The organism is Roseomonas gilardii subsp. gilardii, assembly GCF_023078375.1.
Classification (GTDB): domain Bacteria; phylum Pseudomonadota; class Alphaproteobacteria; order Acetobacterales; family Acetobacteraceae; genus Roseomonas; species Roseomonas gilardii.
The window spans coordinates 3,781,414-3,804,202 of record NZ_CP095554.1; the positions used below are offsets into that span (position 1 = coordinate 3,781,414).

Here is a 22,789-nt window from a genome sequence, read left to right on the forward strand (position 1 = left end):
CCGCGGACCGGAAACGCCCTATCCCGCCGTGATCCCGGCTTCCTTGATGATCGGCTCCCATTTGGCGATCTCGGTCTTCAGGAAATCGCCGGTCGCCTCGGGCGTGAAGTTGGAGCGGGTTTCCATGGTCAGGTCCGACAGGCGCTTCTGCACGGATTCCATGGCCATGACCTTGTTGGTCGCCTCGTTCATCGCCTGGATGATGGCGGGCGGCGTGCCGGCGGGGGCGAAGACCATGTGCCAGGTATAGGCCTCGTAGCCCGGCACCCCGGCCTCGGAGAAGGTCGGCAGGTCGGGCAGTTGCGGCAGGCGCCTGGAGGAGGAGACGGCCAGGCCGCGCACCTCGCCCCGCTGCACGAAGGGCAGCGCGTTGTTGGCCACGTCCAGCATCATCGCCACCGTACCGTTCAGCAGGTCCGGCATCGCGGCGGCGGAGCCGCGATAGGGCACGTGGTTCACCTTCAGCCCGCCGGCCTGCTTCAGGAACAGCTCGCTCGCCAGATGCAGCGCCGCGCCCGCGCCGGTGCTGGCATAGTCGAACTTGCCCGGATTGGCCTTCGCCAGGGCGATGAACTCCGGCAGCGTCTTCGCCGGCAGGTCCTTGTTCACCATCATCAGCATCGGGATCACGCCGGTCATGGTGACGGGCGCGAAATCCGCGATCGGGTCGAAGGGCAGCTTGGCGAAGATCGCCCGCAGCGTGGCATGGGCGATGGTGGTATAGAGGAAGACCGAACCGTCCTTCGGCGCCTTGGCCACCACGTCCGAGCCCACCACGACGCCCGCCCCGGTGCGGTTCTCCACCACCACCCGCTGCGGCAGTTGCTTCGACAACTCGTCCGCGATCAGCCGGGCCGGGATGTCGGTCGGTCCACCGGCGGCGAAGGGCACCACGAGGCGGACCGGCTGGCTGGGCCAGCTTCCTTGGGCACGCAGCGCGGCGGGAGCGGCAAGGGTCGCGAGGGCAGCCCCCGCCAGGGTACGACGCCTCATTCGTTCCTCCAGAATATCATCCGTCCCGGCTCCGGGCGCGGGATCCGATCCGGACAGATTACGCGTCAACCATGAAGAAACGTCAATCTGACTGACAGGAAAGCTGCTCCGCGGGCGGGCACCGGCGGTCAGTCCATCGCGACCCCGGCGAGGGGCGCACCGGCACCGAAGGCCAGGACACGGCTCCCGGCATCGAGGCCCAGAGCCGGCCGCACCACCGGATCGCGCGCCGCCAGCAGCAGCCCCGCCAGCACCACCCCGCCGCGCTCCCCGGCCTGGATCGCCCCACCACTGCGGGCGGGCAGTCTGCGCCCGGCCTCGGCCGCCGCCTCCGGCGGGACGGCGAGGCAGGCGAAAGCCGACCGTTCCAGTTCCCCCCAGGCCAGCAGCGCCATGCTCTCCTTCGCCCCGCCCCGCCCTTCCCCGGAAGTGGTCCAGGAACGGGCGGCCTCCGCCATCAGCCCGCCCCTGCCCTCCGCCTCCACCACGACCAGCCTCGGCGCGGCCCCACCCAGGCGGCGCGACTGGACCGCGACCGCCGTGGCCAGGGCGCCGCTGCCGCCGGGGACGAAGACATGGCTGGGCGGCCCGGGCAGGCCGGAAAGGGCTTCCTCCGCCGCGAGGCGGCAGCCCTGCATCACGTCGCGCGCCGCCTCGGTCTGGCCCGGCCAGGAGCGGTCCGACAGGAAGAGCCAGCCTTCCGCCTCCGCTCGCCGGACGGCCTCCCCTGCCGCGCTCACCACGCTTCCGCCCGGCCATTCCCGGATCTCCGCGCCCTGCCGCGCCAGCGCCTCACTCCAGCCATCCGGGCCTCCCGGCGGCAGGAGGGCCACGCAGCGGGCATGGAAACGGCGGGCCGCCGCGCCCACGGCCAGGGCGAAAGCGGCATCCGGGCCGCTGGCCAGGGTCATGCCCCGCGTCGCCTCCGCGAGCCGCCCGGATTCCAGCTCCGCCGCCTCCGCCGCCCGCGCCACGCCACGCCGGGCCAGTTCCGCCGAGAGCAGCCGCTGCGCCGCATAGGCGGCGCCGGGCGCCTCGGCGCCACCCGTGCCGGCGCGCCGCTCCTCATCCTTCCAGTGCAGGGTCGCGAGCCCATGTGCCGCCGCCAGATCGGGGAGTCCGATCAGGGGCGCCGGGGCATAGTCCGCCCAGGCCGTGATGGTGGCCCTGGCCCGCCGCCAGCCTCCTTCGGGCAGGGTCACGAGGCCCGGTATGCCGGGGCGGGGATTGACGAGGCAGCGAAGAGAAGCGGACGCGGTCATGCCGCCAGCCTAGCCCGCGGTCACCCCAGGCTGGAATCGACGGACATGCTCCCTGCCTTCCCGGCCCTGGTTCCGTCAGGGCTATCCCGCCGCGCCGCTTCCCGGCACCATCCCCCACTGCGGCTTCCCGGCGGCTTCCCGGCCGGTGCAGATCTGCGCCACATGACGGTCTGCAATGGCGGGAGAAGCCAGGCCATGGGTTGATGCGGCACGGGCGAGACCGCATTTGTTGCACTGTGCCAAGCTTTGTTCACAAGCGGGCGACTGTCTTGCGTTTCGTCATCGGGCAGGCCGATGTTGCATCGCACAAGTACGACCCCCGAAGACAAGGGGCATGAAAGCCCCGGGCAAATGGGCAGGAACGTCGGAGACAACGCGGACATGACGCAGATTTCCCATGCGGGCGGCGAGGCCCTGACCATCCACAGGCCGGCCACCGCTCCCGTGGAGGCCGGGGCATCCCATGGCCCCCTTCCGGAGGCGCGCTGGAGCCCGCGGCGGGGGCCGCCGGACGCGCCGGCCGGGGCGCCTGCCCTGCCTTCCCTGCTGACGGCGATGGGGCGCGGGCTCCGGAACCGCTGCCCGGTCTGCGGCGAAGGCCGCGTCTTCCAGGGCTTCCTGGCCGTGGCGCCGGCCTGCGGGCATTGCGGCACGCCGCTGGGGCGCATCCATGCGGACGATGCCCCACCCTATTTCACCATCTTCATCGTCGGCCACCTGCTGCTGCCGCCGGTCTTCTGGGTGGAGAAAGCCTACCAGCCGCCGATGTGGTTCCACATGGCGCTCTGGCTGCCGCTCTTCGCCATCGTGACGACGCTGCTGCTGCGGCCGGTGAAGGGGGCCACGGTGGGCCTGATGCTCAAGCTGGGCTTCGGCGGGGCCGAGGACATTCCCCTGGAGAACCAGGACCATATCCGAGGTGGACGGCATGATGTCTGACGGCGGGGCCCCGATGGGCCATGTCACCGAGGCGTCGCAGGCCGAAAGCCAGCGCCTGGTCCGCATCGAGCTGCCGGAAGGGCTGACGCCGCACAGCCCCTATGCCGAGGCCGACCGCGCCCAGGCGGTGGCCGACCTGCTGGCCGGGAACCGCTTCGACCCGCCCGGCCTGCCGCCCGGTCCCTATGGCCTGCACCTGGACCTGCGGGAGAACCGGCTCTGGCTGGATATCCGCGGCCCCAACGGCGCGCCCCTGCACGGCTTCGCCCTGTCGCTCAGTCCTTTCCGCCGGCTGATCAAGGACTACCTGATGGTCGTCCAGGCGCATGAGGAGGCGGTCACTCAGGACAGCCACGATGCCCGTATCCAGGCCATCGACATGGGCCGTCGCGGGCTGCATGACGAAGGCGCCGGCCTGCTGCGGGAGCGGCTGGAGGGCAAGGTCGCGGTGGACCTCGTGACGGCGCGCCTGCTCTTCACCCTGGTCTGCGCCCTGCACAGCCGCGTGTAGCCGAAATTTCATGGGTCCCGGCGTCATCATGGGCCATATGCCGCCCCCATGAAGATCGCCGGTGTTCCCTATCGCAGCATCTGGGTGGATGAGGATGGCTGGTCCGTCCGCATCTTCGACCAGACCAAGCTCCCCTGGGCGGTGGAGACCCTCCGCCTGACCGATGAGGAGCAGGTGGCCCATGCCATCCGCTCCATGCAGACGCGTGGCGCGCCGCTGATCGGCGCCACCGCCGCCTATGGCCTGGCCCTGGCCCTTCGCCGCGACCCCTCCACGGAGAACCTGGAACGGGTGGCCGCCATGCTGGGCGAGACCCGCCCGACGGCGATCAACCTGCGCTGGGCGCTGGAGCGGATGCTGGAGGCGCTGCGCAACCAGCCACCCGGGCGCCGCGCCGAGGCCGCCTATGCCGAGGCCAAGGCCATCTGCGACGACGATGTGGAGACCAACCGCCGCATCGGCGAGCACGGGCTGGAACTGCTGCGCGACATCGCCGCCCGCAAGCGGGCCGAGGGCCGGGGCGGCGAGCCGGTGAACGTGCTCACCCACTGCAATGCCGGCTGGATCGCCACGGTGGATTACGGCACCGCCCTGTCGCCCATCTATCAGGCGCATGACGAGGGCATGAAGGTCCATGTCTGGGTGGACGAGACCCGCCCGCGCAACCAGGGCGCCGCGCTGACCGCCTGGGAACTGGGCGCCCATGGCGTGCCGCATACCGTGGTCTCCGACAATGCCGGCGGGCACCTGATGCAGCACGGGCAGGTCGATATCGTCATCGTCGGCACCGACCGCGTCACCCGCAACGGCGACGTGGCGAACAAGATCGGCACCTATCTCAAGGCCCTGGCCGCGAAGGACAACGGCGTGCCCTTCTGGGTCGCCCTGCCGCATTCGACCTATGACCCGCGCGTGGCCGACGGCGTGAAGGAGATCCCGATCGAGGAACGCTCCGCCGCCGAGGTCACCGATGTCACCGGCCGCGCCCCGGACGGATCGCTGGTCACGGTGCGCGTCGCCGCCGAGGGCAGCGGCGCGGCCAACCCGGCCTTCGACGTGACGCCCGCGCGCCTCGTCACCGGGCTGATCACCGAGCGCGGCCGCTGCGAGGCCAGCGCCGAGGGCCTCGCGGCGCTCTATCCCGAGCGTCGCTGAGGCCCCTCCCTCTGGGCCGGTCGGCCTCCTCCGGCCTGCCGGGGCTCCGGCATTGCGGCTGTGGCCCGGGGGGAAGGCTCCGCCCTGCCCCCCATCCGCCAGGAACCCGGTCAACGGATAGGTTGACCCTGGACCTGCCATTCACCGGCTCTTCGCGGCGACCGGACCGTGCCGGAGAGCCTGGCTCTCCGGCGACTGCGGACGCGACCAGCGCAGGCACGGCGCTGTTTTCTTTTTGGGAAGCGCGGAGGGGGGCCGGGATCAAGGTGCGGCGCCCGGGGAAGCCGCCGGCCGGATCAGCCCTGCCGCTCGGCCTCGCAGAGCCGGTTCACCGCGGCCTCGTAGGCTTTCGCGTCGATCTTCCGCAGCGAATTCTCGCTCTGGTAACGCACGGTGCCGAAGATGGCCCGTTTCGCCCAGGGCCGGTCGTGCAGCCCATAGACCCACGCGACGTTGGTGAAGGAATTGGGGTCCCGCCCGTCGAGGAAGTAGCGGTTGTTCAGGCGCAGCGTCCGCGCGAAGCCTTCCTCGGGGCTGGGCGACCATTCGAGGATCTTCTTGCCCCAGTACATGCGCAGATGGTTGTGCATGTAGCCGGTCTCCCGCATCTCGGCCATCGCGACATTCCAGGCATGGTCGTGCGTCCGCCCTTCGGCGAGTTCCCGCTCGCTGTAATGATGCGTGCGCGGGTCCGCGCTGGCGGCGGCGAGCGTCCTGCGCGCCCATTCCGGCACGGCATGCCCATAGCGGTCGTAATGCGCCGTATAGTGCACATGGTTCATCGCCAGTTCGCGGCGGACCACCAGCTCCTCCAGATAGGCCGCCCGGTCCTCCTCGCTGCCTTTCCGCGCCGCGCGGATGGCGAGGACGATCTCCACCGGCGAGATCTGCCCGAAATGCAGGTAGGGGCTCATCTGCGAGGCCGCCGCCGCCTCGGGCCGGCCGCGCCCGGTGCCGTACCGGGTGAAAGGGCCGGCCAGCCAGGCCCGCAGGCGCCGCCTCGCCTCCGTCTCCCCACCGCGGAAGCGGCGCACCGGCGCCACGCCGCGGTCCAGCGCCATGCCGTCGAGCACGGCGCGCGGGTCGGCGATGTCCAGCCCCGGCAGCCGCAGTCCCGCGGCGCTGTGCCGGACCTTCCGCGCCGGCAGAGGGTGCAGGAAATCCTCCATCCGCCGCAGGAGCCTGGGCCGCAGGGTGCGGGCGGCATGCTCGTGATGGTCGGAGGCGATCTCCACCGGCACCACCACATCGCCTTCGACCTGGAGGGTGCGGATCGTCACGGCCCCGCGGATCTCGGCATACCAGCGCTTCTGGATGGCGAGGTAGCCACGGTCCAGCACCAGCAGCGCCGCCTCCCGCGACAGGTCGGCCGCGATCTCCGCCGGGGATGCCTTGCGGATCACGAAGCCGATGCCGCGCTTCGCCAGCCCTTCCGCCGCATCGGCCAGCCCCTCCAGCAGGAAGGCATAGTGCCGGGCATTCGCCTCGGGGAAGCCGTTGGAGCCATCGAGCAGCCCGAAGCAGGCGACCACCGGCAGGCCCAGCCGGTTCGCCTCCTCCACCGCCAGCTCCAGCGCCGGGTTGAAGCGCGACCGGTTGGCCTGCTGCAGCAGGCAGAGCACGTACCGGCCCCCGGTGGCGGGCGCAGTCGCCGGCCCCGCCCCGTTCAGCACCGTGACGCGCCCTTCCTCGATCCCGGATGCCAAGCCCCCGTCCTCCCCCGATCTCCGCCCGGATATCTGTGGCCGCCCGGGAAACCGGCAAGGCAGGCGGGCGGAGGCAGGCGCATGGCCAGGGCGCGGCGCAGAGGCCGCCACGCGGTCCGGTGATCCACGGCTTCCGTTCCCGACAGTCCCGTTCTTCGCAGCATGGTGTCACTGTGCTAACGCCCGGCCCACCGACCGGCACACTTCACTGCGGAACCCCGCCAGATGGACGATTTCCTGCATGCGGCGCGCGAGCGCGGCTTCATCCACCAGGTCACCGACGAGGATGCCCTCGCCGCGCGGCTGAAGGCTGGGCCGCTGCCGAGCTATGTGGGTTTCGACCTGACGGCGGACAGCCTGCATGTCGGCCATCTGCTGCCGATCATGCTGCTGCGGCTGCTGCAGCGCTGCGGCCACAAGCCCGTCGTGCTGATGGGCGGCGGCACCACGCGCATCGGCGACCCGTCCGGCAAGGACGAGGCGCGGCAGCTCCTCTCCGACGAGGTCATCGCGCAGAACAAGGCGGGCATCCGCCGCGTCTTCGAAAGCTTCCTCACCTTCGGCGACGGCCCGGCCGATGCCATCGAGCTCGACAACAACGAGTGGCTCGGCAAGCTGGAATACATCCCCTTCCTGCGCGACGTGGGGCGGCACTTCTCGGTCAACCGCATGCTGACCATGGACAGCGTGAAGCTGCGCCTGGACCGCGACCAGCCGCTCACCTTCCTCGAATTCAACTACATGCTGCTCCAGAGCTACGACTTCCTGGAGCTGAACCGCCGCCACGGCGTCGGCCTGCAGCTCGGCGGGCGCGACCAGTGGGGCAACATCATCATGGGCACCGACCTCGTCCGCCGCGTCGCGGGCAAGGAAGCCTTCGGCGTGACCACGATCCTGCTCACCACCGCCTCCGGCGCGAAGATGGGCAAGACCGCCGCCGGCGCCGTCTGGCTGAATGCCGACCGGCTCTCGCCCTATGACTACTGGCAGTTCTGGCGCAACACCGAGGATGCCGACGTGGCGCGCTTCCTGGCCCTTTTCACCGACCTGCCGATGGCGGAGGTCCGCCGCCTCGGTGCGCTGGAAGGCGCGGAGGTGAACGAGGCCAAGAAGATCCTGGCCACCGAGGCCACCGCGATCCTGCACGGCCGCGCGGCGGCGGAGGCGGCCGCGGAGACCGCCCGCGCCACCTTCGAGGCCGGCACCCTGGCCGAGGACCTGCCCACGGTCGCCGCCCCGCTGCCCGCCACGGTGCTGGACCTGCTGGTGGCCGCCGGCTTCGTCGCCAGCAAGGGCGAGGCGCGCCGCCTGGTGCGCGGCGGCGGCGTCCGCCTGAACGACCAGCCGGTGGGCGACGAGACCCGCCAGGTCACCGAGGCCGACCTGCGCGACGGCACCGCCAAGCTTTCCGCCGGGCGCAAGAAGCACGCGCTGGTGCGGGCAGGCTGACCAGGCTGGTGCCGGAGAAGGTGGCCGCCTAGCGGCCGCGCAGGTACATGCCCGTCAGGAAGGCCGCGGCCAGCCCCGCGGCCGAAAGGCTGAGCAGCAGGCTCTCGCTCCAGTTCATTCCCTCGGCTCCTTCATCTGGCGTCGTGCCTGGAAATGCAGGCCGATCCCCGAGAACAGAAAGAGAATGCCGCCCTTGGGGGTGGCCGTACCGTGGAGCATCGCCGCCACGGGTGCCACGGTCCCGACCAGCATGGGGCTGCTGGCGATGGAGTTCAGCCAGGCGGCGGTCAGTTTGACCTGCTCATTGCGGATCGGGTGGGGAGGATGAGCCACCGCCCGGATCAACGCTCCCGGGGCGGCGCATCGCTGCCGAACAGGTTCCGCAGCATCCCCGGCGCCAGCATGGAGAGCGGGTTCACGGTGATCTGCGGGTCGCTCAGCGTGCCGGTGGCACGGAAGGTCGCGGCCAGCAGCCCGCCGCCCGGCTCGGCGCTGAACAGCCGCCCGACCAGGGGCAGCCGCCCGGCCAGGATGTTCAGCAGATAGGACGGCACGATCGTCCCCTCCAGTTCCAGCCGCCCGTCCCGGCGCATCACCCGCCCCTTGGCGGTGGCGCCGAGCGAGGCCGAGTTGAGCCGCACATCCTCCAGCCCCAGTGCTTCCCGCGTCAGGGCGAAGGGGGCGTGCAGGCGGCTCACGCGCAGTCCCGGCCCGGTCAGCGCCTCCGGGATGCCGTAGAGGGAGAGCGCCTGCAGCAGCTTGCCCAGCCGCGCTCTCCCGCGCAGGCCGAAATTCTCCAGTTCCGCCTCGCCCAGCAGTGGCGAGGCCGGCGTGTCGGCGGCCCAGTGCCCCTGGACCCGCAGCCGGCCATCCTGGACATCCCCCGTCGTGCCGGTGAGCCGCAGCAGCAGCCCCAGATCCGCCACCCGCACCGACAGGTCCCGCCCGCCGCCGGCCCGTGGGGTGACCCTGGCGGCGAAGGCCTCCTGCCCGCCGAAGCGGCCGGAGGCCTGCATCTGCCGCAGCACACCCTGCGCATCGTGCCGGATCCGGGCCTCGACCCGCTCGAAGGGGCCGTCCGAGGTCAGCACCTGCCCCAGCGCGATCTCGGCATCGAAGCCCGGCAAGGCGCTGCGCTCCGGCGCATCCTTCCCCCCTCCTTGTCTCCGGACCCGCTCAGGAAATCCGGATCGGCGCCGCGCAGGTCCAGCACCGGGCCGCGCACCACGATCCGCCAGAGCCCGTCCGGCCCTTCGGGGAAGCCCAGCTCGCCGCTCACGCGCGAGGCCCCGGCCCGCCCTTCGGCCAGGGTCAGCCGGGTGATCCGGGAACCGGGCGCGAATTCCGCCGCGCCGCGCAGCATCAGGTCCGGCGCCTCGATCCGCAGCCCCTCGATGCCGCGCAGCCCGCCGTCGCGCAGGCGCATGGACATCTCCGCCCGCGCCGCCAGGCCGGGCGCCTTGCGCCAGTTGAGCGGCGCCAGGGAAAGCCGCGCCTGGGCGAGATCCGCCTTCGCCTCCACCTGCGTATCGGCGCCGCGCCGCTGCTCGAACTGGGCACTGACGGTGGCCTGGCCGCCGATCCGGTCGCCCAGGATGTCCAGCCGCGTGCCGCGCAGCGCCGCCAGTTCCGCCGGACCTTCGACCTGCCCCTTCACCACCAGTTGCCCCGGCGGGCCGTCGCGGAAATCCACCTGCATCCCCATCCGCGCCGCGCGCAGCGGGCCGAGATCGGCGGTGCCGTCGAGGCGCATCCCCGCCTCGGTCAGGTCCAGCGTGGCCCGGCCCCGCCGCAGCGACTGGTCGAGCAGCAGATCCGGCAGGGCCGCATCCGTCACCTGCCCCTTCACCGCCACGGCGATGCGCTCCACCGGCAGGTCGGCCAACAGCGGGAAGGCAAGGCGCATCGTGACATTCGCCTTGCCGCCCGCCCGCGACAGATCGACCGGCACGGTCTGCAACAGGTGCAGGCGCGGATGGTCCACCACCCGGAGCATGTCGTTCAGCGGCCCGGTGACGCGGCCCGAGATCTCCGTCTTCTCCTGGCCGATATCGAGGTCGTAGAGCCGGACCCGCACCTCCGAGGCGGAGAGCGCGGTGCCCTGCTGCCGCCCACCCTGCCCTTCCACCAGGATCTCCGCCGGGGACAGGAAGCGTATCGTGCCGCTCACATGCTCCACCGGCGGGACGGGGCGCAGCCAGTGCACCGTCGCGTCCTCCACCGTCAGCAGGCCGGTCATCGTTTCCAGCTTCGGCACGCCGCCATTCGCCGGCAGCAGGCCGCCGAACTCCCAGTGCCCGTCCCGCGCCGTGCCGGCGGTCAGGTTCTCCACGATCCAGGAACGCCCGCCCGGCGCCACCGAGGCGGGCCAGTAGAGCGCCAGGTCGGGCAGGAAGGTCCGGTCCACCCCCAGGCCGAGCCGCCAGCGCCAGCCCTCGGCGTGGTGCTGTGCCTCGCCCTGCGCGCTGGCCACCGGCGCGATGCCGCGTGCCCCGGCTCCTTCGGCCAGGGCGAGACGGAAGCGTTGCAGCGTCACGCGATCCGGCCCGGCCTGCAGCGCCGCCTCGATGCCGCGGAAGCCGATGCGCGTGCCGTCCGGCTGCGCCACCTGCCCGGCGCCCAGATGCAGGTCCAACCCGGCGTCGGGTATGTTCCATTGCAGCAGGTCGAGGCCCGAGAAGTGCAGCGCGATCCTGCTTTCCGCCCCGGCCACCGGCGTTGGGGCCGGGGCGGCGGGCGGGGAGGAGCCGCCAGCGCCCCCGGGTTTCGCGCCCTGGTCCGGGGCCTTGACGCCCCCCGCCGCACCTGAACGCGCCGCGCCCGGGGCCGGAGCTGGGACCGGAGCTGGGACCGGGGCCGCCCGGCCGGGAGGCGGGGATGGCGCCGCACCGAAGGACACCCGCTCCCCGGTCGCGGCGCTCAGGGCCACGCGCCCCAGCGTCACCTCGGCCTCGCCGGAGGACCGCCCCCGCGCATCGGGTTCCCCGAGGCTCGCCGAGAGCCGCAGCGCCGGCATCGCGGCCATGGCGGGGGCAGGGGGCGCCGGTGCCGTGCTTCCGGCTGCCACCGGCCCTGGCGCTCCCGGCCCTGGCGCTCCCGGCCCTGGCGCTCCCGGCTCGGGCATGGCGGCGCCCACCCGCACCTTCCCAAGGCCCGGCATCTCCAGTTCGCCCTGCCGGAGCCCGATCTCGACATGACCCCAGGGGCGGCGCTCGGCATCCACGCCATCCAGCCGCAGGGAGAGGGTCGCCGCATCCGGGCCGCCGCCGATCACCGCCCGCCCCCCTTCCGGCAGGGCGAGCACCCCGGCGCCCGCCCGCATGTCGAGCTGCCCCCGGACCCCGTCGCGGCTGTAGCGGAGCCGTGCCTCCAGCGCGACCGGCGCGTCCAGCCCGGCCAGCGGCGCCAGCACCGGCAGTTCCGCCGCGATCTCGGCCGGGCGCATCGCGGGCAGCGAGGCGCGCAGCTCCAGCGTGGCGGGCGCCGCCCCGATGTGGCCGAAGAAGCGCAGGCTGCCCTCTGCGGCCCCGACCCGCAGGCTGCCACCGCCCCGGAAGCCCATATTCTCCCCCTGACGGTCGCGGCGCAGCAGCAGGTCGCCGCCCTGCATCACCGCTCGCAGGGCGCCGTCATGGTCGCGCACCTCCAGCCGGGCCGCGTTCACCCGTACCTCGTGCAGCGCCGCCAGCCGGTCGCGCGCGCCGCTCCGGCGCAACAGGTATTGCAGCGGGTTCTCGTCCGGCAGGGGCCGCGCCGGCCCACGCGAGCCTTCCCCGGCCGCCGCGCCGCGCCCGTCCCGGCTGGAGCTCGCCCCGTTCCTCGCCCGGGGCAGGTTCGGCAGCCCGTCCGGCCCCACCTCCAGCACCAGCAGGGGACCGTCCACCGTCAGCGTCTCGGGCACATAGGCGCCCCGGAGCAGGAGGTTCCGCGCCGGAATCTGCGCTCCGATCTCCGGCAGATCCAGCCGCGCCTTGCCCGAGGCATCCGGCAGTTGCAGCCCGTAGAGCCGCAGCGACAGCGCCGGCGAGCCCGCCGAGTCGACCGGCGGCAGCCAGCTCAGGGCGGCGCCGCCGATCCGCAGGTCCATCCCGTCGCCCGAGGCCAGTTGCTCCAGCGCCGTGGCCAGCATCGGCACGGGCAGCGGCCCCGCCTGCAGCCGCCAGAGCAGGGCGCAGGCCACCAGCCCGCCCGCCGCCGCCAGCGTCATCGCCGCATGGGTCAGCGACACCAGCGCCGGAAGCAGCCCCCGCCGGATCAGCCGCCCCAGGGCCCGGCGCATCCGGCGCCCCGGGCGGGGGCCGGGCATCTCCGCCCGTGCCGCGGGGTCGGCGGCATCGCCCGCCGGAACCGTCGTGACTTGACCGCTCCGCCGCGTCACGGGACGAAAGGCCGATGACAACGCCCGGGATGAAACGCCCCCCGCCCCCTTCGATCCGGCGGCGGCGGAACGGCTGATCGCCAGCTTCGCGGAACGCGGGGCGGCGGAACGTGCCTATGCCACCGGCGAGGGCCAGGCCCTGCTCGCCGCGCTCGGCGGCAACAGCCCTTTCCTGTCCGACCTCGCGCTGCGGGAGGCGCAGACCCTGCTGCGCATGGCTGAGCGCGGGCCGGAGGCGGCGCTGGACACGGCGCTCGACCCGGTGGGCCGCGTCCTGCCCGATGCCGGGCGCGCCCAGCTCGGCGCCGCGCTGCGCCGGGCCAAGCGTCAGGGCGCGCTGATCGTGGCCGCCGCCGACCTCGCCGGGCTCTGGGGACTCGACCAGGTGACGGAGGCGCTGTCCCGCCTCGCCGACACGACGCTGGAGGCGGCGACCAACCAATTGCTGCGCGAGGCGGCGGCGCGCGGGAGCTTCGCCCGGCCCGCAACGGGCGCGGCGCCGGCATCACCGTGCTCGGCATGGGCAAGCTCGGCGCGCGGGAGCTGAACTACTCCTCCGACGTGGACCTGATGATCCTCTTCGACCCGGAGGCGATGCCGGAGCAGGACCGCGCCCAGTCCGTCGCCGTGCGCTTCGCCCGCGACCTGGTGAAGCTGATGGAGGAGCGCACCGAGGAAGGCTATGTCTTCCGCACCGATCTCCGCCTGCGCCCCGACGGCGCCGCTCAGCCGCTCGCGGTCAGCATCCCGGCCTCCGTCTCCTATTACGGCAGCATGGGGCAGAACTGGGAAAGGGCGGCGATGACCAAGGCCCGTCCGGTGGCCGGGGACAAGGTGCTGGGTCAGAGCTTCCTGGATGAGATCCGTCCCTTCGTGTGGCGGCGGCACCTGGATTTCGCGATGATCGCGGACATCCATTCCATCAAGCGGCAGATCCACGCGACGCACGGCCATCGTGGGGCGGGGACCGAAATAGCGGTCGCGGGCCATGACGTGAAGCTCGGCCGTGGCGGCATCCGCGAGATCGAGTTCACGGTCCAGGTGCTGGAGCTGATCTGGGGCGGGCGCGACCCCAGCCTGCGCGACCCGACCACCCTGGGCGCTCTGGCGGCCCTGGCCGGGGCCGGGCGGCTCGACCGCCGCGCGGCGGTGGACCTGGCCGATGCCTATACCTTCCTGCGGACCATCGAGCACCGCCTGCAGATGGTGGCGGACCGGCAGACGCACCGGTTGCCGGAGGATGAGGACGGGTTGCGCCGCATCGCCGCCTTCAGCGGCTTCAGCAGCCTGGATGCCTTCTCCGCCGCGCTCACCGCCTGTTTCAACCGCGTGGCGCATCACTACGGACGCCTGTTCGAGAGCGCGCCCGACCTGAGCGGCGAGGGCGGCAACCTCGTCTTCACCGGCACGGAGGACGATCCGGAGACCACGCGCACGCTGCGGGAGATGGGCTTCACCAACCCGGCCGGCATCTCCGCCATGATCCGCGGCTGGCACCATGGCCACCGCCGCGCCACCCGCAGCGAGCGCGCGCGCGAGCTGCTGACGCTCCTCATGCCGACCCTCCTGGCCGCCTTCGCGCGGCAGCGCGAGCCCGACGCGGCGCTGGCCCGCTTCGACACGCTACTGGAAAAGCTGCCGACCGGCGTGCAGTTGCTCAGCCTCTTCCTGCGCAACCCGCACCTGCTGGAACGGGTGGCCGGCATCCTGGGCGCCGCGCCGGCGCTGGCCGACCACCTCGCCCGCCATCCCTCGGCGCTGGAAGGGCTGCTGTCCGGCGGCGCGGGCTCGGCCGCCGCCGCCCTGCCCGCCCTGGTCGGCGCGGCGCGGCACTACGAGGAGGTGCTGGAGGGTGCCCGCCGCCTCGTCACCGAGGGGCGTTTCGAGATCGACGCCGATGCGCTGGAGGGGCTGATCGACGCCGATGCCGCCGGGCTGGCGCGCGCCGACCTCGCCGATGCCGCCATCGCCGCGCTGCTGCCGGAGGTGGTGCGCGATTTCTCGGCCCGCTACGGCCGGATCCGCGGCGGTTCCATGGCCGTCGTCGCCATGGGCAAGCTCGGCGGGCGGGAGATGCAGCCGGGCTCGGACCTGGACCTGATCCTGATCTACGACCACCCGCCGGAGGTGCAGGACAGCAGCGGCGGGGCGCGGAGCCTGCCGGCCCCCACCTGGTTCGCCCGGCTCGCCGCGCAGTTCATCGCCGCCCTCACCGCCCCGGGGGCCGAGGGGCGGCTCTACGAGGTGGACATGCGGCTGCGCCCTTCCGGCAACAAGGGGCCCATGGCCACCGGCCTGGCGGGCTTCGAGCGCTACCACACCGAAGGGGCCTGGAGCTGGGAGCGCATGGCCCTCACCCGCGCCCGCCCGCTGGCGGGGCCGCCGGCGCTGCGGCGACGCATCGCCGCCACCGTGCGCCAGGCCCTGGCCCTGCATGCCGGGCCGAAGGTCCTCTCCGATGCGCGCGACATGCGCGCCCGGATGCTGCGCGACCTGCCGCCCGAGGGGCCCTGGGATGTGAAGGCCATGCGCGGCGGGCTGGTGGAGGTGGAGTTCATCGCCCAGGCCCTGCAATGCGCCCATGCCGCCAGCCATCCGCGCATCCTGGCGACGACGACGCGCGAGGCGCTGGCGCGGCTGGCCAAGGCGCGGCTGCTGCCGCCCGAGGATGCCGCCGCCCTGATCCGCGCCGACCGCTTCTGGCGCAGCATCCAGGCCATGCTGCGCCTCACCGTCGGGCGGCCGCGGACCGAGGCCCTGCCCCCCGCCGCCAGCACGGCGCTGCTGCGCATCTGCACGCCCTACATGACGGATGGCGCGGCCGACTCCGCCGCTCCGGTTGACCTCGCCGCGCTGCGCGGGGAGATGCAGAGGACCGCCGAGACGGTCCGGACTCTCTTCGAGCGCCATCTCGGCCCCCTCCCCCACCGGGCGGAGGCACATCCCATCGGGAAAGGACCACGCCGTGATCGAAGCGGGAATGGACGCGCCGCCCTTCACCATGCCGGCCAGCGGCGGCCGCACGGTCAGCAAGGCGGCCCTCGGTGGGAAGCCCTTCCTGCTCTACTTCTATCCGAAGGCCGACACCTCCGGCTGCACCCAGCAGGCCTGCGGCATCCAGGAGGCCCTGCCCGCCCTGGGCAAGCTCGGGCTGACGGTGATCGGTGTCTCGCCCGACCCGATGAAGGCGATCGAGAAATTCGCCGCGAAGTACAACCTCACCTTCCCGCTCGCCTCGGATGCCGAGCATGCGGTGGCCGAGAGCTATGGGGTCTGGGTCGAGAAATCGATGTACGGGCGCAAGTACATGGGCATGGAGCGCACGAGCTTCCTGATCGGCCCGGACGGCAAGGTCGCGCAGGTCTGGCGCAAGGTGAAGCCGGCCGAGCACGCCGCCCTGGTGCGCGAGGCTGCGGCGAAGCTCTGAGGCGCCGGCACGGCACGGGGAGCGGCGCAGCCCCTCCCCGGCCTCTCAGATGTAGCGCAGCGCCAGCACGCCGCCGACGATCGCCAGGGCCGTCGCGCCCGCGATCAGGTTCAGCCGCTTCTCGATGAACTCCCGCGCCGGCGGGCCATAGGCGCGCAGCAGCCAGGCCAGCATGTAGAAGCGTGCGCCGCGCGTGACGACGCTGCACACGAAGAAGATCGGCAGCGAGAAATGCGCCGCGCCGGCGGCGATGGTGACGATCTTGTAGGGGATCGGCGTCAGCCCCTTGATCAGGATCACCGCCGCGCCCCAGCGTTCGAACCAGGCGCCGAAGGTCTGCAGCGCGTCGGCATGGCCATAGGCGGCCAGCACCGGCAGCGCCACCGCCTCGAAGAGATAGGCGCCGATGGCATAGCCCAGCAGCCCGCCGATCACCGAGGTGACGGTGCAGATGAAGGCGTAGTGGTAGGCCCGGTCCGGCCGCGCCAGGCACATGGGGATGAGCATGGCGTCGGGCGGGATGGGGAAGAAGCTGCTTTCCGCGAAGGACACCGCCCCCAGGGCCGCCGGGGCCCGGGGATGCGCGGAAAGGGCGATGATCCAGTTGTAGAGGGCGCGGAGCATGACCCGCGGCATCCCATGCCGCGATGCAACAAGCAAGTTACAAATCGCGGATTCATCTTAAAAAATGGACAGCGCTCTCAGAAAGCGTAACGGATGCGGCAATAGGGCATCACCTCACCCAGGATGGCGGTGAAGCGCTGGAGCAGCCTCCCCTTCACCCCATGCCGGTAGCGCAGGTTGCGCGCCCCGTTCTGGCTCAGCTTCTCCTCCTGCCAGCGCGGCTGCCAGAGCAGTTCCTCGGCCCTCGGATGCCAGGCGAGGTTCACCTCGTGCAGTCCGGCGCTGTGGGTCAGCATGATCACCTCCGCCGCCAGCCCCTGCTTCGCCGCCTCCGGCAGCCGGCCGTCGATCTGCCGGAACAACTCGCGCCATTCCGCCTCCCAGCCCTCATGCACCACCACGGGCGAGAAGTTCAGGTGCAGTTCGTAGCCGGCCTGGAACAGCTCGCCCGCGAAGCCGATCCGCTCCGCCACCGGGGAGGTCCGCACATCCAGCAGCCGCGCCCGCGCGTCCGGCATCAGGGAGATCCGCACCCGCGTCCGGCCGCGCGGGTCGTAGTCCAGGATCGCCGGATTCACGAATTTCGTGGCGAAGGAGCCCTTGGCGTTCGGCAGACCGCGGAACAGGGCCACGAGGTCGCGGACGTTGCCGGAGATCGAGGCATCCACCGACAGGTCGCCATTCTCTCCGATGTCATAGACCCAGTCGCGCGCATCCACCTGGTTGGGCTCCAGCTTCATGCCCTGCCGCGCAGCGTGGCGGGCGATGAAGCCGGTGATCGCCTCGATGTTGGTGAAGACGGTCACCGGGTTCGCATGGCCCTTGCGCCGCGCCACGTAGCAATAGGCGCAGGCCATGGCGCAGCCGTTGGAGACCGAGGGTGCGATGAAATCGGCGCTGCGCCCGTTGGGCCGGCAGACCAGGGTCTTCTTGACGCCCAGCACCAGCACGTCGCGCTTGCTGGCCAGCCAGTCCTCCGCGCTCCCCTCCCGCAATTCCGGGATGGACTGGTGCGAGGCCACCTCCACCTGCCGCGCCTCCGGGAAGCGCGCCAGGATCTCGCGCCCTCTCCCGCCTTCTCGCACGGCGGGTTCCAGGAAGATGGTTTGGGGATCGAGTAGGTAGCCGGGCAGCATGCCATTCCACGCCTTGGTCCCCGCAAGTGGCGATGCGGCGGCGCTCCGCAAGCGGTTTTCCAGGCACTGCTGGCCACCCCGGGGGAGGCCCGCCTCCCCCCGCCCCCCTCCGCTGGGGAGATGGTATCTCCCCAGACCCCGCCTTTCGTTGGCGCCAGAGACAAGGTCGGCCTGCGGCCTGATCCTCGGGAGCAGGTGGGTCAGCGGGGCTCCCGAAAGGAAAAATCATCATCTCCGCGCTGGCGGCGCGCTCCGGCATCAGCCAGCACCAACGAACCGGGTCCGGGGGAAAGGCTGCGCCTTGCTCCCGGAGGGCGGCGCCCACCCAGCTCAGACCGGCAGCGTCACCACCGCCCGCAGGCCGCCTTCGGCGCGGTTTTCCAGCGTCACGTCGCCGCCATGGGCGCGCAGGATGTTGCGGGCAATGGGCAGGCCGAGGCCGGTGCCGCCCGTCTCCCGGTTGCGGCTGGTTTCCAGGCGGCGGAAGGGCTGGAACACCGCCTCCTGCGATTCCTCCGGCACGCCGGGCCCGTCATCCTCGACGAAGAGCCGCACCACAGGGTTCTGGCGGCCGCTGGGCGGTTCCAGCCGGAGCCGGGCGGCATGGCCGTATTTCAGCGCGTTGTTCACGAGGTTCGTCAGCGCCCGCTTCAGCGCGATGGGGCGCCCGCGCACCGTCAGCCGCAGCGGCCCCTGATAGGCCAGCACGTCCTCCGCCTCCGGCCGCGCATCCGCTTCCTCATCCAGCACGGTGCGGCAGAGCGCCGCGAGGTCGAGGGGCACGGAGGGTTCGTCGGCCGCATCGTCGCGCGCGAAGGCCAGGGTGGCGTTCACCATGGCCTCCATCTCGTCGAGGTCGGTCAGCATCCGCCGCCGCTGCTCGTCATCCTCCAGGAACTCGGCCCGCAGCCGCAGCCGGGTGATCGGCGTGCGCAGGTCGTGGCCGATGGCCGCCAGCATCTGCGTGCGGTCGCCGACGAAGCGGCGGATGCGCTCGGCCATGGTGTTGAAGGCATGGGCGGCGGTGGCGACCTCCAGCGGCCCGGTCTCCGGCAGGGGTGGCGCGTTCACGTCCCGCCCCAGCGCCTCGGCGGCCCGCGCCAGGTCGCGCACAGGCCGGATCAGGCGCCGTGTCGCCGCTACGATCAGCAGCGCCGCGGCCACCGTCATCACCCCGAAGGCGATCAGGAAGGTGGGCGAGTGCCAGGGCCGCGGCGGCGGCACCCGCAGCCGCAGGTTCAGCCAGAGGTCGCTGTTGGGCAGGCGCAGGGAGATCAGCAGCGCCTGGCCCTTGCCGGTGCCCACCACCATCTCCCGCGGTTGCAGGCGCGGCGGCAGGTTCAGGATGGCCTCGGGCGGCAGGAGGCTGAGCACGTCCTCGCCGGGCGTGGCGAGGCTGTTCCGGGCGGTGGGCGCGTCGTCCAGGCTGGCGGTGAGGCCCTCGGGCAGGTCCACCTCGTTCACGATCATGTCGCGCCGGTCGGGCGGCGCGATGATCAGCGTCCGCCACAGCCCCATGGCCCGGCCAGAGATTTCCCGGCGCTCCACGAAGCGCTGCAGGTCCACCCGGTCCAGCGCATGGATCAGCAGGCCCGCCGCCTGCACCAGCATCAGGGCCAGTAGCAGGAAGATCGCCGTGCGCGCCGCCAGCGAGCGCGGCAGCCAGCCGATGTGCCAGACGCCGCGCCCCTGCGCCGGCGCGCTACCGGAGGGGTTGCCGGAGGGACTGCCAGGAACGGAGGTGGCGTGGGGCGGCCCGGCGGACGGGCTGGAAAGGCCGGCGGCCGGGCCGGGACTCACTTCCGGGGCCTCATGCCGCGCGCTCGACGCTGGCTGCCAGCACATAGCCGCCGCCGCGCACGGTCTTGATCAGCGTGGGGTTGCGCCCGTCATCCTCCAGCTTGCGCCGCAGGCGGGACACCGCCACGTCGATCGCCCGGTCGAAGGGCCCGGCCTGCCGCCCGCGCAGCAGGTCCATCAGCATGTCGCGCGTCAGCACGCGGTTCGGCCGCTCCACCAGCACGGTCAGCAACTCGTACTCTCCGCCGGTGAGCGAGACCTCGGTGCCGGAGGGGTCGAGCAGGCGGCGGCGGGCGGGTTCCAGCGTCCAGCCGGCGAAGCGCATCGCCTTGGGCGGCGGGTCCTTGGGCGCCGCCCCCTCGCCCGAGGCGCGGCGGAGCACGGCGCGGATGCGGGCCAGCAACTCGCGCGGGTTGAAGGGCTTGGCGACATAGTCGTCCGCCCCCAGTTCCAGCCCCACGATGCGGTCCGTCTCCTCCCCCATGGCGGTGAGCATCACGATCGGGACATCGGACTGGCTGCGCAGCCAGCGCGCGAAATCCAGCCCGGATTCCCCTGGCAGCATCAGGTCCAGGATCACCAGATGGTAGCGGCCGAGCGGCCAGACGCGCCGCGCCTCCCGCGCCTCCCGCGCGGCGGTGACGCGAAGCCCCTGTTTCTCCAGGAAACGGGACAGAAGGTCGCGGATCTCTCGATCGTCATCGACGATCAGGATGTGAGGGGCAGGCTCCATGGCTGTTACATAAGCCGGCTTATCGGGATTCGTCCGCATCTCTTGCAACGATATGTTGCAATGCGCCTGCCCGTTGCCAGCCGTTGCACTTTCGCATGCATCATGACTTGGGTTTCCGTCTCCCCGCGCCCATCTTCAGGATACGCCGCTGCCCTTCCCCCCCTTACGGGGCAGTGGCGATAGCAGGCGGCGGGAGAGCCGCACTTCCCCCCTCAGGCTCCCCGCCGCCTCTTCTCCGTTCCGTTCTGTTCCACGGTCTCGCCCTTCGGCATCTGCGTCCGCAGATCCATCGCGGCCGCATGCGCATCCCCGCGCGCGGCACCGCTTTCCAGGGCGCGCGTTTTCCGGCAGGGGCGGATATCCCCCGGAACAGGACCGGCAGCCCTGACGACCCCTTCCCCCTTCGTTTCGCCCCCAGCTCCCGCCGAGCAGCTCGACGCCATCGCCCCGCCGGGGCTCGATGCCGCACGCCGCCGGCTGTTGCTGGCCGATCCGGCGCTGGCGCGGGTCGAGGACGTCGCGGGGCCGCTTCCCTGGCGCACCCGGCCGCGCGGCTTTCCGGGCCTGCTCCGGGCGATCTGCGGCCAGATGATCAGCGACCGGGCGGCCTCGGCGATCTGGCTGCGCCTCGCCGCCCTGCCGGGCGCGCTGACGCCGGAGGGGCTGCTGCGCCTGGACGATGCCGCCCTCTGCGGCACCGCCGGCCTGTCGCGCCCCAAGGCCGCCCATGCGCGCGCCCTGGCCCTGGCGGTGGTGGAAGGGCGGCTCCGTCCCGAAGCCCTGCCCGGCATGAACGATGCCGAAGCGCTGGCGCATCTGACCGCCATTCCCGGCCTCGGGCGCTGGACCGCCCAGGTGCATCTGCTCTTCGCCGAGGGGCGGGAGGACATCTTCCCGGATGGCGACCTCGCCCTGGCCGCCGGCCTCGCCCATTTCCGGGACCTGCCGTCACGCCCGCCGCCACGGGAACTCGCCCGGCTCGCCCTGGCCTGGGCGCCGCACCGTTCCCTGGCCGCCCGGCTCCTCTGGCACTGGTGGCGCCATGCCACCTATCCGCCCGCCCTCCTCCGGCCGCCGGGCTGAGGACTCCCGCTCCGCCGGGATAGACCGGTGCCCTTCGCCATGAGAAGGGATGGGGCATGTCCGCCGCCCTCGCCCTGCCCCCAACCCCGCCCCTTTCGGCCCGCCTGCGCGCCACCGCCGCCCCGCCCATCCCCGCCGCGCGCCGCTGGGCCGCCGCCTATGACGGCGCGGCCGGGCCGCTGCTGGACCTGACCCAGGCGGTGCCGGGCTATCCGCCCCCGCCGGAACTGCTGGCGCGGCTGGCCGAGGCGGCGGGGGAGGCTTCCTGCGCCACCTACGGCCCGATCGAGGGCGACGCGGCGCTGCGCGAGGCCCTGGCCGCCGATATCGCCGCGGCCTATGCGGCGGCGGTGACGGCGGAGGATGTGGTGATCACCGCCGGCTGCAACCTCGCCTTCTCGCTGGCCATGCCGGTGATGGCGGGCAGTGGCGAGGCGGTGATGCTGCCCACCCCCTGGTACTTCAACCACCGCATGGCGCTGGAGATCGCCGGGATCGGCGCGGTGCCGCTGCCCTGTGACGCCGGGGACGGGTTCGTGCCCGATCCGGACCGCGCCGCCGCGCTGCTGGCGGCCAATCCGCAGGTCCGCGCCCTGGTGCTGGTGACGCCCAACAACCCGACCGGCGCCATCATCCCGCCAGCAACCCTGGCGCGCTTCGCCACCCTCTGCCGCGAACGCCGCGTCTGGCTGGTGCTGGACGAGACCTATCGCGACTTCCTGCCGGGGCGGGAGGCGCCGCACGGGCTCTTCGCCGACCCGTCCTGGCGCGACGGCATCCTCCAGCTCTACTCCTTCTCCAAGTCCTACTGCGTGCCCGGCCACCGGCTCGGCGCCATCCTGGCCGGCCCGGCCTTCCGCGCGGAGCTCGCGAAGTCGGTGGACACGCTGCAGATCTGCCCGCCCCGCGCGGCACAGAAGGCGGTCGCCTGGGCGGTGCCCGCGCTGCGCGGCTGGCGGGAGGGCAACCGCGACCTGATGGGCCGCCGCGCCGCCGCCTTCGCCCGGCTGATGGCCCCGATCGGCCATCGCTGGCGCGTGGATGCGCTGGGCGGGTACTTCGCCTATCTGCGCCTGCCAGACGGCGCCCCGGATGCCGTCGAGGCCGCGGAGATCCTGGCCGCCAGTCACGGGCTCCTCACCCTCCCTGGCCCTTTCTTCGGCCCGGGGCAGGAGCGCCACCTGCGCCTCGCCTTCGCCAATGCGCCGGAGGAAGCCCTGGCCGACCTGCCGGCACGGCTGTCCGGCCTGGGCTGAGGGCGCCCGCGCCCCGGTCAGCGCAGCCGCGCGCCCTCCCCGCCCCAGGCGTCGCGCTCCAGGATCACGATCCCCGCCTCCTCCAGCGCACGCCGGATGGCCGCGCTGGTGGAACGCTGCAGCTCGTGCTGCCCACCCTCGAAGCCGCGCACGGTGCTGCGGCTGATCTCGGCCCTTTCGGCCAGATCATCCTGTGTCCAGCCCAGCAGCGCGCGGGCGGCGCGGCATTGCCCGGAAGTCAGAGTCATCCCAACTGACACATGGGATGCGGATTTACCGCGTCAATATCACCCAAAATGGTTGAAAGAACTTACAGCCGATCCATCTTTTGACCGTC

General features: G+C 72.5%; 19 protein-coding genes and 1 pseudogene. 9 read left to right on the forward strand and 11 right to left on the reverse strand.

The genetic code is table 11. The features are described from left to right. Positions 1 to 18: 18 nt before the first annotated feature. Positions 19 to 993, reverse strand: coding sequence for a Bug family tripartite tricarboxylate transporter substrate binding protein (locus MVG78_RS17460; protein ID WP_247553954.1), 975 nt, complete (start codon positions 991 to 993; stop codon positions 19 to 21). 128 nt (positions 994 to 1,121) lie between these two features. Then, complete coding sequence (locus MVG78_RS17465) at positions 1,122 to 2,255, reverse strand: pyridoxal-phosphate dependent enzyme (protein WP_247553956.1); 1,134 nt, start codon at positions 2,253 to 2,255, stop codon at positions 1,122 to 1,124. A 381-nt stretch (positions 2,256 to 2,636) separates the two neighbouring features. Between MVG78_RS17465 and MVG78_RS17470 the strand changes: the two genes are divergently transcribed. The 3 genes from MVG78_RS17470 to mtnA are packed head-to-tail and all read left to right on the forward strand — an operon-like array spanning position 2,637 to position 4,860. Then, entirely contained in the window at positions 2,637 to 3,194 is a 558-nt protein-coding gene (locus MVG78_RS17470; RefSeq protein WP_247553958.1) for a DUF983 domain-containing protein, read from the forward strand. Continuing rightward, positions 3,184 to 3,705, forward strand: a complete 522-nt coding sequence (locus tag MVG78_RS17475) for a UPF0262 family protein (protein WP_247553961.1) — start codon at positions 3,184 to 3,186, stop codon at positions 3,703 to 3,705. Before MVG78_RS17470 ends, MVG78_RS17475 begins: the two co-directional genes overlap by 11 nt. Before the next feature lie 48 nt (positions 3,706 to 3,753). After that, positions 3,754 to 4,860, forward strand: coding sequence for an S-methyl-5-thioribose-1-phosphate isomerase (mtnA, locus tag MVG78_RS17480; protein WP_247553972.1), 1,107 nt, complete (start codon positions 3,754 to 3,756; stop codon positions 4,858 to 4,860). A gap of 296 nt (positions 4,861 to 5,156) precedes the next feature. Here mtnA and MVG78_RS17485 read toward each other — a convergent pair whose 3' ends face one another. Continuing rightward, a complete protein-coding gene (locus MVG78_RS17485; protein ID WP_247553974.1) occupies positions 5,157 to 6,566 on the reverse strand; it encodes a deoxyribodipyrimidine photo-lyase in 1,410 nt (469 codons plus the stop codon). A gap of 225 nt (positions 6,567 to 6,791) precedes the next feature. Here MVG78_RS17485 and tyrS point away from each other — a divergent pair, with 225 nt between their 5' ends. Further along, positions 6,792 to 8,015, forward strand: coding sequence for a tyrosine--tRNA ligase (gene tyrS, locus MVG78_RS17490; RefSeq protein WP_247553976.1), 1,224 nt, complete (start codon positions 6,792 to 6,794; stop codon positions 8,013 to 8,015). 114 nt (positions 8,016 to 8,129) lie between these two features. Here tyrS and MVG78_RS17495 read toward each other — a convergent pair whose 3' ends face one another. The 3 genes from MVG78_RS17495 to MVG78_RS17505 are packed head-to-tail and all read right to left on the reverse strand — an operon-like array spanning position 8,130 to position 12,321. Next, on the reverse strand, positions 8,130 to 8,348 hold the full coding sequence (locus MVG78_RS17495; RefSeq protein WP_247553987.1) for a hypothetical protein: 219 nt from the start codon (positions 8,346 to 8,348) through the stop codon (positions 8,130 to 8,132). Positions 8,349 to 8,356: 8 nt separating this feature from the next. Beyond that, a complete protein-coding gene (locus MVG78_RS17500; protein WP_247553989.1) occupies positions 8,357 to 9,142 on the reverse strand; it encodes an AsmA-like C-terminal region-containing protein in 786 nt (261 codons plus the stop codon). After that, positions 9,100 to 12,321, reverse strand: a complete 3,222-nt coding sequence (locus tag MVG78_RS17505; protein ID WP_247553991.1) for a YhdP family protein — start codon at positions 12,319 to 12,321, stop codon at positions 9,100 to 9,102. Before MVG78_RS17505 ends, MVG78_RS17500 begins: the two co-directional genes overlap by 43 nt. Before the next feature lie 259 nt (positions 12,322 to 12,580). Between MVG78_RS17505 and MVG78_RS21620 the strand changes: the two genes are divergently transcribed. The 3 genes and pseudogenes from MVG78_RS21620 to bcp all read left to right on the forward strand — a co-directional run bounded on the left by MVG78_RS21620 (position 12,581) and on the right by bcp (position 15,820). Next, entirely contained in the window at positions 12,581 to 12,940 is a 360-nt protein-coding gene (locus MVG78_RS21620) for a hypothetical protein (protein WP_282615072.1), read from the forward strand. Further along, positions 12,913 to 15,243, forward strand: a pseudogene (locus tag MVG78_RS17510) (bifunctional [glutamine synthetase] adenylyltransferase/[glutamine synthetase]-adenylyl-L-tyrosine phosphorylase); the annotation flags it as partial. The gene MVG78_RS21620 and the pseudogene MVG78_RS17510, both read left to right, overlap by 28 nt. A gap of 130 nt (positions 15,244 to 15,373) precedes the next feature. Further along, entirely contained in the window at positions 15,374 to 15,820 is a 447-nt protein-coding gene (gene bcp / locus MVG78_RS17515) for a thioredoxin-dependent thiol peroxidase (protein WP_247560493.1), read from the forward strand. A gap of 45 nt (positions 15,821 to 15,865) precedes the next feature. On the opposite strand, the gene MVG78_RS17520 is transcribed toward bcp, so the two are convergent. From MVG78_RS17520 to MVG78_RS17535, 4 genes are all read right to left on the reverse strand, one after another. Next, positions 15,866 to 16,444 (reverse strand): YqaA family protein, encoded by a 579-nt coding sequence (locus MVG78_RS17520; RefSeq protein ID WP_027281352.1) that lies wholly within the window; start codon positions 16,442 to 16,444, stop codon positions 15,866 to 15,868. A gap of 77 nt (positions 16,445 to 16,521) precedes the next feature. Beyond that, complete coding sequence (locus MVG78_RS17525) at positions 16,522 to 17,580, reverse strand: spore photoproduct lyase family protein (protein WP_247553993.1); 1,059 nt, start codon at positions 17,578 to 17,580, stop codon at positions 16,522 to 16,524. Positions 17,581 to 17,910: 330 nt separating this feature from the next. After that, positions 17,911 to 19,380: an ATP-binding protein gene (locus tag MVG78_RS17530; RefSeq protein WP_247553995.1), complete on the reverse strand. Its 1,470-nt coding sequence runs from the start codon at positions 19,378 to 19,380 to the stop codon at positions 17,911 to 17,913. A gap of 10 nt (positions 19,381 to 19,390) precedes the next feature. Beyond that, the gene (locus MVG78_RS17535) at positions 19,391 to 20,113 is read right to left on the reverse strand and encodes a response regulator (RefSeq protein ID WP_247553997.1); all 723 of its coding nucleotides are present in this window, start codon (positions 20,111 to 20,113) and stop codon (positions 19,391 to 19,393) included. Positions 20,114 to 20,593: 480 nt separating this feature from the next. On the opposite strand from MVG78_RS17535, the gene MVG78_RS17540 reads away from it, so the two are divergent. Both MVG78_RS17540 and MVG78_RS17545 read left to right on the forward strand, forming a co-directional pair. After that, positions 20,594 to 21,196, forward strand: coding sequence for a DNA-3-methyladenine glycosylase family protein (locus MVG78_RS17540; protein WP_247553999.1), 603 nt, complete (start codon positions 20,594 to 20,596; stop codon positions 21,194 to 21,196). 56 nt (positions 21,197 to 21,252) lie between these two features. Then, positions 21,253 to 22,452, forward strand: coding sequence for an aminotransferase (locus tag MVG78_RS17545; protein WP_247554001.1), 1,200 nt, complete (start codon positions 21,253 to 21,255; stop codon positions 22,450 to 22,452). Between the two features lie 17 nt (positions 22,453 to 22,469). Here MVG78_RS17545 and MVG78_RS17550 read toward each other — a convergent pair whose 3' ends face one another. Further along, positions 22,470 to 22,700 carry a helix-turn-helix transcriptional regulator gene (locus tag MVG78_RS17550; protein ID WP_247554003.1) on the reverse strand — a complete coding sequence of 77 codons (231 nt, stop codon included), beginning with the start codon at positions 22,698 to 22,700 and terminating at the stop codon, positions 22,470 to 22,472. Positions 22,701 to 22,789: the final 89 nt, after the last annotated feature.